The sequence below is a fragment of the Lapidilactobacillus mulanensis genome, assembly GCF_003946215.1.
Lineage (GTDB): Bacteria > Bacillota > Bacilli > Lactobacillales > Lactobacillaceae > Lapidilactobacillus > Lapidilactobacillus mulanensis.
On record NZ_RHOW01000012.1, the window covers coordinates 1 to 13,094 of the forward strand.

Below are 13,094 nucleotides of genomic sequence, written 5' to 3' on the forward strand. Positions count from 1 at the left end.
AAAAACTCCTTCCTAAGTGTACAAGCTTTGATTATTTGCTTGTCTACTTAAGTAGGAGTATAGCCACGCCTAAGCGTTTTGCTTTTTAAAAGTCTCAATTAGTTTGAGCTGCTTGATGAACTTGTGTAGCTAGAAAGAACATCCTTCAAATCGCTATCTTTAATATCAACGTTAGCTTTCTTGATGACCTTAGCCAAAACTTTTTGCATAACAGTTGAATCAGATAACCATGTATTGTAGATACGCGTCTTCAATGCAGCAGTATGATCAGATTGTTTGCCCTTACCAGGGTTCTTGATCATCCGGATCACTTGATAACCATCACTCGTCTTAACAGGAGCTTTCGTATATTCGCCAGTCTTCAGTTTGAAGGCAGCGGTCTTGAAATCAGAGTTAAGAGAAGTATCCGTATCATCAAAGGTTGTACCTAATTTGCCTTGATTGTCTTTCGTCGTTGTATCGGTTGACTTTTCTTTGGCAACTTTACCAAAGTTTGCTGTGGTATTTTCGGCAGCATCTAATTCTTTGATAACTGCTTCGCCTTCAGCCTTAGTCTTAGTCAAAATATATTGTACTTCAACTTTTGGTTCGTAAGTTTTCCACTGTGCGGCTAACTTCTTCGCAGTGATCTTCTTGCTATCCTTCAAAGCTGCTTCAGTCAGCATGTTAGTTCTGATGTTGTCTTTCAACTGGCTAGCAGTCAGACTATTGCTTGCAAGGACAGATGAGAAGTTAGAGCCGTATTCTTTCTTGAATGTATTAAATTCTTTAGTGACTTTAGACTTAGCAACTTTACTGCCATATTGATCTTCCAAGGCTTTGGTGATGATCATTGTTTGCAAGGTTGATTGGCCAGAAGTCGACTTCTTCATTTCCTTGTAGTATTCGTCTTGGGTGATCTTGCCGCCCTTCATGGAAACAACAGTTTTACTGCTGCAACCTGCTAACGTTACAACTGCAACCAAGCTGGCTGCTGCAAGGACAAGCTTTTTCATAGAGTTCTTCATTATATCCAATCCACATCCTATTAGTTTTTCTACATGACTTAACCTTAGTAATATAACACATTTTATTAATAAATAAAACGCTCACGGGAAATTTAACAGAACCTTCACGACTTGCCAGTTAAATATTCATACTTAAAACACGAATAAGTCGCAAATGCATAAAAATTAATTTTTTGAGTTTCCAGATCATTCCTGAAACTTATCTGTCATTGATTTGATCCGGTTCAGGCGTGGTTCTGTATCAATTTGAAATTCGGTGAGATCGTGTTGAATTGAACTGACCGTTGGCTTCAAGGTAAGTTCGATTTCGTTTTTGAGATTTTTAAGTGCTTTTTGGAACTCTTTGACATTCTTGGCGGCACTCTTGGTTTCAGAGGTTAAATCGTTGACGTAGTTATTGACCTCGTGTTGCCGTTGCGGACCGGTTTTTTTACTAGTCAAGAATACATAAGCTGTTCCTAACACCGCGCCTAAAAGTAACCCATGTCCAAATGTATGTTTACTCATTAATTAATTGACCTCCAATTGTTGCTTGATTTTAGCACCGATCGCTTGTAATTGTGCTGTCGTATATTGGTTCGTGTGATCACCGAAGTGAATGCTGAAATCATCGGCGTCGGAATAGCGGGGGATGAAATGAATATGGGAATGCAGCACGGATTGATAAGCAACTGCACCATTATTATTGCAGATATTCAAACCCTTCATCTCTGGAAATGCCGCGCGTAACCCACGTGCGATCATCGGTACGTGATCGAAGACACGCGTCGCCAAATCGGTATCGTAGTCGAAGATATCTTGAACGTGCTGCTTAGGCACTAACAGCGTGTGTCCTGGCGTGGTCTGCGAAATATCGAGAAACGCCAGCACATCATCATCTTCGAAAACTTTAATACTCGGAATATCACCCTTAATTATTTTACAAAAAACACAATCATCCATTAAATTCACCCTCAATTGTTATACTCATACTAGTGCGATCCATGTTATCATTATACAATGAAATGGTATTGTAAACAAAAACGAAATCATGAGTGACACGGATGATGATAAATCAGGCTTGCTAGCCAAAAAAACTCGTCGAAAATTTCAAAGCGAGTTTGAAATGACTAGCGCCGATCACAACTCCGAAATGTTCACGGTCCGTCACTCGAAAGGATTGCTCATGTTAAAAGTTGAAAATCTAACTGGTGGTTATCAACACCTGAAAATTTTAGACAACGTTAGTTTCGAAGTTGCCGATGGCGAAGTCGTGGGTCTGATCGGCTTGAACGGCGCCGGGAAATCGACGACGATCAAACATATTCTAGGACTATTGCGCCCGCAAAGTGGCACGATCGCGTTAAATGATCAGAACTTGACCCAAGATGCGATTCATTATCGCCAACAAATTGCCTTCGTTCCTGAAACACCGATTTTATATCCAGAATTGACCTTGAAAGAACATTTAGAGCTAACGATCATGGCCTATCAATTAGATGCGGCTGTCGCGTGGGAAAAAGCCAATGAGTTGCTCGAGATTTTTCGACTCGATCAGATGCTGGACTGGTTTCCGATTCATTTTTCAAAGGGGATGCAGCAAAAAGTGATGATCGTCAATGCCTTTATGACCGAGGCTGATTTGCTGATCATCGACGAGCCGTTTACCGGACTGGATCCATTAGCCGTTCATAATTTGCTGGATTTGATCGCGGCCAAGAAGGCAGAAAATAAGTCTATTTTGATGACAACCCATGTTTTGGCAACCGCACAAGCGCAAGCGGACCGCTTTATTCTGTTGAATCACGGTCAAGTGCGCGCACAAGGAACCGTGGCGGAGTTGGCCTCGCAATTTGGCGTTGAGCCACAAAACATTGATCAAATCTATTTGCAGATGGCGAGGGAGAATGGCGATGCATAAGTTTGATGATTTATGGCCGACTCGCCGACGTCGCCATCTGCTTAAGCAAAGTAAATATTTACAGTATGTCTTTAATGACCATTTGATGATCGCCCTGATTTTTCTAGGTGGCGCACTTGCTTACTGGTATAGCCAAAGACTGGCACTGATCAAGCAGCCGGTTTGGTGGGGACCGTTAGTTTTAGTGCCAATGTTATTATTAAGCTTGTCGGTCGGTCACTTGGCCACCTTATTGCGACCGGCGGATCAAATCTTTCTGTTGCCGGCGGAGCATCAATTGCGGAAATACTTCGATCACGCACGCGTTTATAGTTTAGCCATTCCCTTCGTGGCGATCATTGCCATTGTCGGTATTCTGACACCTTTTGCATTGCGAGCCACGCGTATCGATTGGCTGAATTGGCTGTTCATCTTGATCAGTCTATTGCGGTTAAAAGATGTTCATTTATCTTTGCAGTTGGCAGAATTATATGATTTTGATCCTCAATTCAAACAAAGATGGACCGGCCTCTTTTGGCTATTTTCAATGATCGGTATTTTGATCGGTGTCTATGGACTTGGCTGGCTGTTTGCGATATTGACACTGGGTCTGACAATTCTCGGGCAATCACAACTGTACAAATTACTTCCTGCGCGACGATTGCTCTGGCAAACCGCCATCGATAAAGAAAGCCAACGTCAATCCGTGATCGATCGGTTCTATAATTTGTTCGTCGATATTCCCGGCATCAGCGGGAAAATTCGCCGACGCCAATGGTTGGATCCACTCTTGCACCAATTTGCCGGAACGAAATCGGCAGCCTATCAATATTTATACAGCCGTGCTTTGTTAAGACGGACAGAATATGGCAATATTTGGCTTCGCTTTTGCTTAGTGGGCGTTTTATTGATTTTTGTGATCAACCAACCGCTTATTTTATTGATCATTGTTTTATTGTTCCTATTTTTGACGGGCTATCAACTTTTGCCCCTCTATCATCACTTCGATCACAACGCGTTGACTTCGATTTATCCGATCGACCATCACCAACAACAACGCTCATTTCTAAAATTGATGCGTCGGGTTTTATTGATCGAGTGGTTCGTGGATGCAATCGCGCTAGTGATCAGCTTCCGCGCGCAATTGTGGAGTTGGATAATCATTGCGGCCGGGTTGGCGGTTGTTTTGATTTTTGCACAATTATATTTACCATTTAGACTGAAGAAGAAACAGAAGGGAAACTAAAAATGCGTTTACGAAATAAACCGTGGGCACCAGAATTGATCGCGGCTCATCCAGAATTGATTGCGACGGCGGAAACGAGCGACTTGGCTGGCAAATGGGCGCAGCGTTTTGCCGATCCAAAATTGCCAGTCGAACTCGAAATCGGTTCGGGCAAGGGCCAATTTATTATCGGCATGGCGCAAGCCCATCCTGAAATCAACTATATTGCGATGGAATTGCAGACACCGGCGATCGGCATGATCTTGAAAAAACAGCTCGAATTACAGTTGCCGAATTTACAATTATTTTTAGGCGATGGCGCCGATTTGACCGACTTCTTTGCAACAAATGAAATTCAGAATCTGTATTTGAACTTCTCGGATCCCTGGCCGAAAACCAAACACGCGAAACGTCGCTTAACTTATCGAACGTTTCTCAATCAATATCATGCGGTTTTACCGGCTGATGGGCAGCTCCGTTTCAAAACGGATAATCAGGGCTTGTTCGAATATTCATTGATCAGCTTGAATGCCAATCAGTGGCAGTTCGATTTTATCTCGCTGGACTTACATCAAAGTGAGCGCCAAGAAATAAATATTGAAACGGAATATGAGCAGAAGTTTGCAGCAAAAGGGCAAGTGATCTACGCGCTAGACGCACATTATCGAACAGAGACAACTTCATAGGCGAATGATCGATGTGCTGTAAACGGGTAGGTTACTTTTTGGGGTGAAATATTGAAACAGAAAAAGAAATATCAGTTGGAACTGCCACCTGACGTGGTGACCAGTCTGCATTTAGAACATGATGCGGCTGTGGAATTAACGGTTAAGGGTGAAGCGGCAACGATTCGGGCGATCGATCCCAACAAAGATAAGATTCAGCGGCAACTCGAATTGTGGGCCGGGATTCCTGCCGTCATTGCGACGATCGTGTTTTGGGCAGTTGCCACTTTTCGAAATGTCAAGCAAGTGCCGATCAGTGGGGAATATTCGATTGCGAGTTGGCTGATCATCGCCAATATTTTCGTTGGCACGATTATTTTTACCACTTTTTTTGTAAAAAGTCGGCGCGCCAATAGTAGTGCGGCTTCCAATCGCATTTATTGGCGAAACTTTCCAGTGATCGTCATGGCCTTTCTGTTGATTCTGGGCTTGGCGTTGCTGGGGATCTCGTGGCTCATGGGGCAGGTTTTCGTGGGTGTTTCGTTTGATCTCGTCACTTCTAGTTTTATCTTTTTGATTTTTGCCTTCGTGATCAATTATGCGATGGCTTTGGCCGCAATCAATATTGATTCGTCGATGCTGACCACCTTGTTCACAGTGACAATTGTTAGTGGGGTGATCATTTCGATGATCGATAACGGCCGCGATCGTTGGTGGCAACATAATCTGAGTTTTCTCGGCACAGATTTAGCCAAGAACAGCTGGCAATTTAACTTTACGTTGGTTTTCTCCGCGCTGATCATGGTCGCATTAATCGATTATCTCTTTGTTTCCCTACAAGAGACCGTGCCTCGCACCTGGAAAATTAATTTGTTGCGCGCGTTATTGACGGCAACCGCCATCGATTTAGGTGCAGTCGGGGTTTTCCCGAACAACGCGAACTTCCACGTTTTGCATGATCGCTTGGCTTTCTTGCTGGTGGATTTAATGATCATCTTGATTGTGGGGATCAGGTGGTTGTTGCCACAAGTTTCCAAGGAGTTTTTATTGGCGTCATACATTTTAGGCGCATCTTTGGTTGCCTGCGAAATCGCCTTTCAATTTGTGGGTTATCTATCACTGACCGCCTTTGAAATTATCAGCTTCGTGGTGGCGTTCGGTTGGGTGATCTTGCTCTTTCAAAAAATCCGCAACTTAACCGATGGGGTGCAATTTGTGGTGAAGGTGCCGATCAAAGTTAAAAGAGTCCCGTATGAAAAATAAAGAACCGCTTGATTGCATCATCTGCAATCAAACGGTTCTTTTTGATCAGTTGGTTATTTGATCTTTTCGAGTTCTAATAATTCTTTCGTGCGTGCATCAAACATAAATTGATACTGAATGAGTTCGTTGTTTTCTTCGCGCGTAATACCACCGACGAAGACAATATGATGTTCGTTCTGATATGAAGTCAATCTTGGGGATGATTCGATCCATGAGCCGTCAATTGGGCCTTCATGAAGAAATAATTTCTTGATTTCGGCCAGGAGTTCATCTGGCAAGCGTTTCATATAGCGATGCCAGCAAAACGCGCTAGTCAGCCCAATCGTTAAACCCTGAATAAATCCGTAAGAAGCATATTTAATAATCTTTTTGGTTGTGTCATCCATGGTATGATCCTCCATTACCCAATGTTAAAAACTATTCTCCTTTAGAATACGCTGTTTTGACCAGATGAGCAACCAATGTGCCACTTTATATGGGAAAGTTAAAGAAGTTCGGTCACAATAGGCACCCTAAAATTAAAATTTAAAGCTAGCTATTTTTTTTAAATCAATTGGTTGACCCTTACTAAAAGATAGCCTATTATAGTGGTTATGACTGGAGGTTACGCACATGAAACAATTAGACGAATTAGAAAAGAAAGATTTAGCCAGCATTACCGCTAAAGATAAAACAATGTTATTCTTCACAGCAACTTGGTGTGGTGATTGCCGCTTTATCAAGCCACAAATGCCAACGATCGATGCAGAATACCCTGACATTAATTTTGTCGAAGTGGATCGCGATAAATTCATGAGTTTGGCTCAAGAGCTGGGCATCATGGGAATTCCTAGCTTTGTCGCTTACCAGGATGGCGAAGAAGTTGGCCGTTTTGTCAATGGTGATCGTAAGACGAAGCAAGAGATTGAAAATTTCATTAATAATTTAGCTTTCGCAAAGTAATACTTTAAAAATGAATTGAACTATCATACAATATAAAGCGTGCGTGTCTAGCCTAACGAGAAAATCGTTTCTAGACAGGGCATGCTTATTTTTTTGAATGGTTAATGAAAATAATGAAAATTAATAAAAAAGGAAGTTTTTCGATTGCTGATTTCAAGCTACAATCCGACAGCTTTAGGCGATGTCTTGATGATGATCACCGGGCAGGCAACCAATGCTGAACAAGAAGTTGAGCTTAAGGGTGACGTTGCCAGAATATATCGTACCAGCGATCAACAGTTGGTTGGCGTCAATTTACTGAATGCCAACAATTACGTCGACAACTTGACGGGAAACGGCCAAATCTTTCTTGATGATCAACAAGTTGAACAAGTGAATCAAGCTTTGAAAACAAATGGCTTTTCAGATCGATTGCAGGCAGATCACGAACCTAAATTTGTGGTTGGTTTAGTCGAAACCTTGGTTGCACATCCGGACTCAGATCATTTGCACATTGCCCAAGTTGACCTTGGCCAGGAAAAGCTGCAGATCGTTTGTGGTGCGCCGAATGTTGGCGTCGGTCAAAAAGTAGTCGTCGCTAAAGTTGGCGCCATGATGCCAGATGGCAAACTGATTTGGCCAGGAAAATTACGTGGGGTCGAAAGTTTCGGAATGATTTGTAGTGCGCGTGAGCTTGGTTTGTCCGGCGCACCGCAACGTCATGGAATTCTTGTTTTAGACGCCACGAGTGAAGTTGGCGTCGCGTTCGATTTTGATCAAGATTATTCGCGTAATTATTAAGCGCTAGAAATTAGATTTTGGAGATAATACAATGACAATTGAAAATAAAAAAGTTTATTTTATTGGGATCAAAGGTTCAGGGATGAGCGCACTCGCGTTGATTTTAAACGATCTTGGTTATGAAGTTGCGGGTTCTGACATCGATGAGTTCACATTCACCCAGACACCATTGAAGCAGGCTGGAATTCCCATGTATTCGTTTAGTGCCGACAATGTTAAACCAGGTTGGACTTATATCAAGGGCAATGCTTTTCCAGAAAATCATCCGGAAATCGTTGCTGCAAAAGCACAAGGCGATCAGGTGGTCAGCTATCCCGATTTCCTCGGTGAATTGTTGAAGGGTTACACGAGTATTGGCGTTTCTGGTACACACGGAAAAACGAGTACGACTGGGTTGTTGGCTCACGTTTTGAGTGGTGTCGCTAAAACCTCTTATTTGATCGGTGATGGCACTGGTAAAGGTGTCATGGATGCTAAATTCTTCGTTTATGAAGCTGACGAATATCGTCGTCATTTCTTAGCCTATTATCCAGATTATACGATCATGACTAACGTTGATTTCGATCACCCCGATTATTATCAAGATTTGAATGACGTTGTGACCGCATTTCAGTCAGAAGCCAATCAGACGAAAAAAGGAATTTTTGCGTGGGGTGACGATCCTAACTTGCGCGATCTGAAGGCAAGCGTGCCGGTTTATTACTACGGGTTCAAAGATAGCGACGATTTCCAAGCCATTAATATTAAGCGGACGGACAAAGGCTCTGTGTTTGACGTTCAGCACGATGGGAAAAACTTAGGTCATTTTGAGATCCATTTATTTGGCCAACATAATATTTTAAACAGTCTGGCTGTTATTGGCATTAGTTATTTGGAAGGCTTGTCGATGGCTGAGGTCACTGCCGAGTTATTGACTTTCAAAGGCGTCAAGCGCCGTTTCAGCGAGACAGATATTAAACAATACACAATTATCGATGATTATGCACACCATCCTTCTGAAATTAAGGCAACGATCGATGCTGCCCGTCAGAAATATCCTGATAAAAAAATTGTGGCGGTTTTCCAACCCCATACTTATTCACGGACCAAGGCCTTGTTGCCTGGTTTCGTAAAGAGTTTAAATTTGGCGGATGAAGTTTATTTAACGGAAATCTTCGGATCCGTGCGTGAACACCAAGGTGATATTTCTAGTGCTGATTTAGGCGCTCAGATCAGCCATGGTGGGTCCGTGATTCATCTAGATGAAATGGACCGGCTATTGAATGAAAGTGGCTCAGTGATCGTTTTTATGGGCGCAGGCGACATTCAAAAGTATGAGGACGCATTTAAAAAGTTAATTCAAGATTAATGAGAGAGACTGGCGATGTATTTTGTCAGTCTCTTTTGTAGCTTGTTAGTTAAGTTGTGGGGGACTGAAATTAACGGCTCGTTCTGTTGGTGTCGTTAGTTCTACGAGATTAAAGACGACTTGGGTGCTGGACTTTTGGGGTGTCGCTTTTTTTGGCGTTAGTTCTGCGTGATCAAAGACGACTTGGGTGCTGAACTTTTGGGTGTCGCTTTTTTGGCGTTAGTTCTGCATGATCAAAGACGACTTGGGTGCTGAACTTTTGGGGTGTTGCTTTTTTGGCATTAGTTCTACGGGATTAAAGATGCCTTGGGTGGTAAAAAAAATTTGGTTCGTCGATTTTTTTGAAGTCAGTTCTGTGTGATCAAAGATGCGAATGTCTTGAAATTTCGCCTTGTTTATTTTGGTTTATCCTGTTTCTCTGCTAAAATGAACTTAACGCAACATCATGGAGGCTGTTATGGCACAAACGGATCAGAATGAGAAATTATTATTACTTGATGGCAATAGTTTAGCGTTTCGCGCTTTTTTTGCGCTACACAATTCGCTGGATCGGTTCACGAACCAGGAAGGCTTGCACACCAACGCCTTATACACTTTTAGCAATATGCTCGACAGCTTATTAGCGAGCGAACAACCGACACACATGTTGGTTGCTTTTGATGCGGGTAAAACCACTTTTCGGACGAAAATGTTCGACGATTATAAAGGCACGCGCAGTAAAACACCGGCGGAATTATCTGAGCAGATGCCGTACTTTAATAAATTGCTCGATGCTTATGGAATCGCGCACTACCAACTAGCCGATTATGAGGCCGACGATATTATTGGTACTCTTGCAAAAGAAGCTAATGGGGAAATGCCCGTGGTTGTCGTGACGGGTGATCGAGATCTTACCCAACTGACGAGTGACAACACGACGGTTAAAGTAACGGTTAAAGGCGTCAACGATGTGGAAGCCTACACACCAGAACATTTGCAAGAAAAATTAGGACTTACACCGACTCAATTTATCGATCTCAAGGGATTAATGGGCGACAATTCGGATAATTATCCTGGTGTTACAAAGGTCGGTGAGAAGACGGCTCTGAAATTGCTAGATGAATATGGCAGCATGGAAAATCTTTACGAGCATGTTGACGAACTCAAGAAAAGTAAGTTGAAAGAGAATCTGATCAACGATAAAGATCAGGCTTTTTTGAGCAAGCAATTAGCCACCATCAACACAGACGCACCACTGACGGTTTCACTGACTGATACCAAAAGACAAGAGCCAGATCAAGCCGCGTTGATCCGGTTTTATCAACAGATGAACTTCCAGTCAAAATTGGCTAAATTACCGCAAGCAGCAGGTGAAGAAGCATCTGCAGTTAAAATGCCTGAAATTAATTTTACCGAACTGACCAAAGCTAATTTAGAAGTCGCATTAGCGCAAAAAATGCAACGGAGTTTAGTTATTGATATTTTAGGCGACAATTATCACGTTGAAACGCCGATCGGATTTGCTTTTGGCACGCCGGATCAGTGGTATTACAGTGATGATCTCAGCTTATTAACAACAGCTGAAGTGACGCAATGGCTGAACGATCCTGAGCAAGAAAAAGATGTTTTTGATAGCAAAAAGACCAAAGTTTTGTTGACGCGCTTAGAGGTACCCATCGAAAATATGTCCTTCGATTTGTTATTAGCGTCGTATTTACTCGACACCAATGACAACAGTAATGATTTGGGCGTGTTGGCGCAGCAGTATGGTTATACAGATGTACAGACAGATCTGGACGTTTATGGTAAAGGAGTCAAACGCGCCGCACCAACGGATTATCATGAACTCGGCGAACATTTAAGCCGTAAAGCGCAAGCCATTTATCAATTGCGACCACAATTATTGAAGCAGCTCCAAGAAAACGATCAAGATCAACTCTATGATGAAATTGAGGCCCCATTGGCGATGGTTCTGGCTCAGATGGAATTGGCTGGGATCACGATCGACAGTCAACGTTTGAAACAAATGCAAGCCGACTTCAGTCAAACTTTAGTTGACATCGAGGCCTTGATCTACGAAGATGCGGGTCACGAGTTCAATATTAATTCGCCCAAGCAATTAGGAACGGTTTTGTTTGAAGAATTGCATTTGCCGATTATCAAAAAAAATAAGACCGGCTATTCAACGTCAGTCGAAGTTTTAGAGCAGTTACAAAGTGCGCATCCGATCATCGACCGCATTTTAACTTATCGGCAAATTTCTAAGCTACAGTCAACTTATATCAATGGCTTACTGAAAGTAATCCATCCTGATCATAAAGTGCATACGCGCTATTTGCAGACGCTCACCCAAACTGGCCGGTTATCTTCAGTCGATCCTAATTTACAAAATATTCCCGTACGGTTACCTGAAGGACGCAAGATTCGTCAGGCATTTGTGCCTAGTCATCCAGATTGGGAAATTTTTTCCAGTGATTATTCGCAAGTTGAGCTCCGCGTCCTAGCACATGTTTCCGGCGACGAAAATATGCAAGCGGCGTTTAAACGGGGGTTTGATATTCACGCGAATACGGCGATGAAGATTTTCGGGTTGGATGATCCGAGTGAGGTCACCCCAGATATGCGGCGTCAGGCTAAAGCCACGAATTTCGGGATCGTTTACGGCATTAGTGATTATGGTTTGTCGAAAAATATCGGGATCTCGCGCAAACAAGCGGCCACATTTATTGCGGCGTATTTTGAACAGTATCCTGATGTGAAGAAATATATTGACGACATCGTTGCCTTGGCTGAGAAACAAGGTTACGTTGAGACAATCATGCACCGCCGTCGTTATTTACCTGAAATTAATTCTAAAAATTATAATTTACGTTCATTTGCAGAACGAACCGCAATGAACACGCCAATTCAAGGAAGCGCCGCCGATATTATCAAGGTGGCAATGATCAACATGCAAAGCCGCTTGCAAAAGGAAAATCTGCAGGCTAAAATGCTCTTGCAAGTGCATGATGAATTGATTTTTGAAGCGCCAACTGAAGAAATACCAATTCTAGAGAAAATTGTACCAGAAGTCATGGATTCTGCTGTCAGCCTAGATATTCCATTGGTAGTTGAAAGTGGTCATGGCAAAACCTGGTATGATGTCAAAAAGTAGGGAGATCTAAGCGTGCCAGAATTACCAGAAGTCGAAACCGTTCGTCGGTCCTTGTTGCCTTTAATTCAGGGGCGCACAATTACAACAGTCGATATTTATTACGCCAAGATCATTGTGGGTGATCCGGATATTTTTGTGGAAAGTTTAATTGGTCGGCAACTTCAAACAATTGATCGTCGTGGCAAGTATTTACTTTTTAGATTCGATCACGACTTGACGATGATCAGCCATTTACGAATGGAAGGTAAATATTTCGTTCGTCCGACAGCAAAACCTGAGAATAAACACGTCCATGTGGTGTTTGAGTTTGCGGATGGCACGAATTTGCAGTATCAAGATGTGCGAAAGTTTGGGCGAATGCAACTCGTTCCCACTGGAACCGAAGGACAAATTGGTGGCCTGAAAACTTTAGGACCTGAACCGTTCAGCCCGGAATTTACTGCGACAGGTTTATTGGCGGCTTTAAAACGACACCACAAGGCGATCAAACCGGTTCTGTTGGATCAGCATGCGGTTACCGGCCTAGGCAATATTTATGTGGATGAGGTATTGTGGTTAAGCCGAATTAGCCCCTTATTGCCGGCAGATCAACTCACATTACCCCAAGCTGAATTGTTACACGACCAAATTATTGCGGAATTACAAATGGCCGTGGAACATGGCGGCACGACGATCCGCAGTTACGTGGATGCACAGGGAAATTCTGGCCAATTTCAATTTGATCTCCATGTTTATGGACGTGCTGGTCAGCCCTGCCAGCGTTGCGGAACCATTATTCAAAAAATTAAGCTAGATGGCAGAGGCACACATTTTTGCCCGCAATGCCAGCAGCTCCCTCAAGAAACGGAGTAG

General features: G+C 42.8%; 13 protein-coding genes. 9 read left to right on the plus strand and 4 right to left on the minus strand.

Annotated features, from left to right (window positions below; genetic code table 11):
- Nucleotides 1–98: 98 nt before the first annotated feature.
- The 3 genes from EKM67_RS04405 to EKM67_RS04415 form a co-directional block, all read right to left on the minus strand.
- A complete protein-coding gene (locus tag EKM67_RS04405) occupies nucleotides 99–995 on the minus strand; it encodes a peptidylprolyl isomerase (RefSeq protein WP_125577677.1) in 897 nt (298 codons plus the stop codon).
- Between the two features lie 198 nt (nucleotides 996–1,193).
- The gene (locus tag EKM67_RS04410; RefSeq protein WP_125577678.1) at nucleotides 1,194–1,514 is read right to left on the minus strand and encodes a YtxH domain-containing protein; all 321 of its coding nucleotides are present in this window, start codon (nucleotides 1,512–1,514) and stop codon (nucleotides 1,194–1,196) included.
- Between the two features lie 3 nt (nucleotides 1,515–1,517).
- Nucleotides 1,518–1,949, minus strand: coding sequence for an HIT family protein (locus tag EKM67_RS04415; protein ID WP_125577680.1), 432 nt, complete (start codon nucleotides 1,947–1,949; stop codon nucleotides 1,518–1,520).
- A gap of 223 nt (nucleotides 1,950–2,172) precedes the next feature.
- Between EKM67_RS04415 and EKM67_RS04420 the strand changes: the two genes are divergently transcribed.
- Genes EKM67_RS04420 through EKM67_RS04435 form a run of 4 tightly spaced genes read left to right on the plus strand, consistent with a single transcriptional unit; the run spans nucleotide 2,173 to nucleotide 6,039 of the window.
- Nucleotides 2,173–2,907, plus strand: a complete 735-nt coding sequence (locus tag EKM67_RS04420) for an ABC transporter ATP-binding protein (protein WP_225417308.1) — start codon at nucleotides 2,173–2,175, stop codon at nucleotides 2,905–2,907.
- On the plus strand, nucleotides 2,900–4,132 hold the full coding sequence (locus EKM67_RS04425; protein WP_164506562.1) for an ABC transporter permease: 1,233 nt from the start codon (nucleotides 2,900–2,902) through the stop codon (nucleotides 4,130–4,132). Before EKM67_RS04420 ends, EKM67_RS04425 begins: the two co-directional genes overlap by 8 nt.
- 2 nt (nucleotides 4,133–4,134) lie before the next feature.
- Nucleotides 4,135–4,797 (plus strand): tRNA (guanosine(46)-N7)-methyltransferase TrmB, encoded by a 663-nt coding sequence (trmB, locus tag EKM67_RS04430; protein ID WP_125577684.1) that lies wholly within the window; start codon nucleotides 4,135–4,137, stop codon nucleotides 4,795–4,797.
- Nucleotides 4,798–4,848: 51 nt separating this feature from the next.
- Complete coding sequence (locus tag EKM67_RS04435; protein ID WP_225417309.1) at nucleotides 4,849–6,039, plus strand: DUF998 domain-containing protein; 1,191 nt, start codon at nucleotides 4,849–4,851, stop codon at nucleotides 6,037–6,039.
- 53 nt (nucleotides 6,040–6,092) lie between these two features.
- On the opposite strand, the gene EKM67_RS04440 is transcribed toward EKM67_RS04435, so the two are convergent.
- Nucleotides 6,093–6,425 carry a peptidase gene (locus tag EKM67_RS04440; RefSeq protein ID WP_125577688.1) on the minus strand — a complete coding sequence of 111 codons (333 nt, stop codon included), beginning with the start codon at nucleotides 6,423–6,425 and terminating at the stop codon, nucleotides 6,093–6,095.
- Between the two features lie 226 nt (nucleotides 6,426–6,651).
- On the opposite strand from EKM67_RS04440, the gene EKM67_RS04445 reads away from it, so the two are divergent.
- From EKM67_RS04445 to mutM, 5 genes are all read left to right on the plus strand, one after another.
- Entirely contained in the window at nucleotides 6,652–6,981 is a 330-nt protein-coding gene (locus EKM67_RS04445) for a thioredoxin family protein (protein ID WP_125577689.1), read from the plus strand.
- Nucleotides 6,982–7,125: 144 nt separating this feature from the next.
- On the plus strand, nucleotides 7,126–7,761 hold the full coding sequence (ytpR, locus tag EKM67_RS04450; protein ID WP_125577691.1) for a YtpR family tRNA-binding protein: 636 nt from the start codon (nucleotides 7,126–7,128) through the stop codon (nucleotides 7,759–7,761).
- A 31-nt stretch (nucleotides 7,762–7,792) separates the two neighbouring features.
- Nucleotides 7,793–9,109, plus strand: a complete 1,317-nt coding sequence (gene murC / locus EKM67_RS04455) for a UDP-N-acetylmuramate--L-alanine ligase (protein WP_191986407.1) — start codon at nucleotides 7,793–7,795, stop codon at nucleotides 9,107–9,109.
- A 457-nt stretch (nucleotides 9,110–9,566) separates the two neighbouring features.
- Nucleotides 9,567–12,242 carry a DNA polymerase I gene (gene polA / locus EKM67_RS04460; RefSeq protein WP_125577693.1) on the plus strand — a complete coding sequence of 892 codons (2,676 nt, stop codon included), beginning with the start codon at nucleotides 9,567–9,569 and terminating at the stop codon, nucleotides 12,240–12,242.
- 12 nt (nucleotides 12,243–12,254) lie between these two features.
- The gene (gene mutM, locus EKM67_RS04465) at nucleotides 12,255–13,094 is read left to right on the plus strand and encodes a DNA-formamidopyrimidine glycosylase (protein WP_125577695.1); all 840 of its coding nucleotides are present in this window, start codon (nucleotides 12,255–12,257) and stop codon (nucleotides 13,092–13,094) included.

Excerpts from the sequence above, each read along its gene's own strand:
- murC (WP_191986407.1), top strand. The coding sequence starts at position 7,793 with ATGACAATTGAAAATAAAAAAGTTTATTTTATTGGGATCAAAGGTTCA.
- EKM67_RS04405 (WP_125577677.1), bottom strand. The coding sequence starts at position 995 with ATGAAAAAGCTTGTCCTTGCAGCAGCCAGCTTGGTTGCAGTTGTAACG.
- EKM67_RS04440 (WP_125577688.1), bottom strand. The coding sequence starts at position 6,425 with ATGGATGACACAACCAAAAAGATTATTAAATATGCTTCTTACGGATTT.
- EKM67_RS04425 (WP_164506562.1), top strand. The coding sequence starts at position 2,900 with ATGCATAAGTTTGATGATTTATGGCCGACTCGCCGACGTCGCCATCTG.
- EKM67_RS04420 (WP_225417308.1), top strand. The coding sequence starts at position 2,173 with ATGTTAAAAGTTGAAAATCTAACTGGTGGTTATCAACACCTGAAAATT.
- polA (WP_125577693.1), top strand. The coding sequence starts at position 9,567 with ATGGCACAAACGGATCAGAATGAGAAATTATTATTACTTGATGGCAAT.
- EKM67_RS04445 (WP_125577689.1), top strand. The coding sequence starts at position 6,652 with ATGAAACAATTAGACGAATTAGAAAAGAAAGATTTAGCCAGCATTACC.
- EKM67_RS04410 (WP_125577678.1), bottom strand. The coding sequence starts at position 1,514 with ATGAGTAAACATACATTTGGACATGGGTTACTTTTAGGCGCGGTGTTA.
- EKM67_RS04415 (WP_125577680.1), bottom strand. The coding sequence starts at position 1,949 with ATGGATGATTGTGTTTTTTGTAAAATAATTAAGGGTGATATTCCGAGT.
- trmB (WP_125577684.1), top strand. The coding sequence starts at position 4,135 with ATGCGTTTACGAAATAAACCGTGGGCACCAGAATTGATCGCGGCTCAT.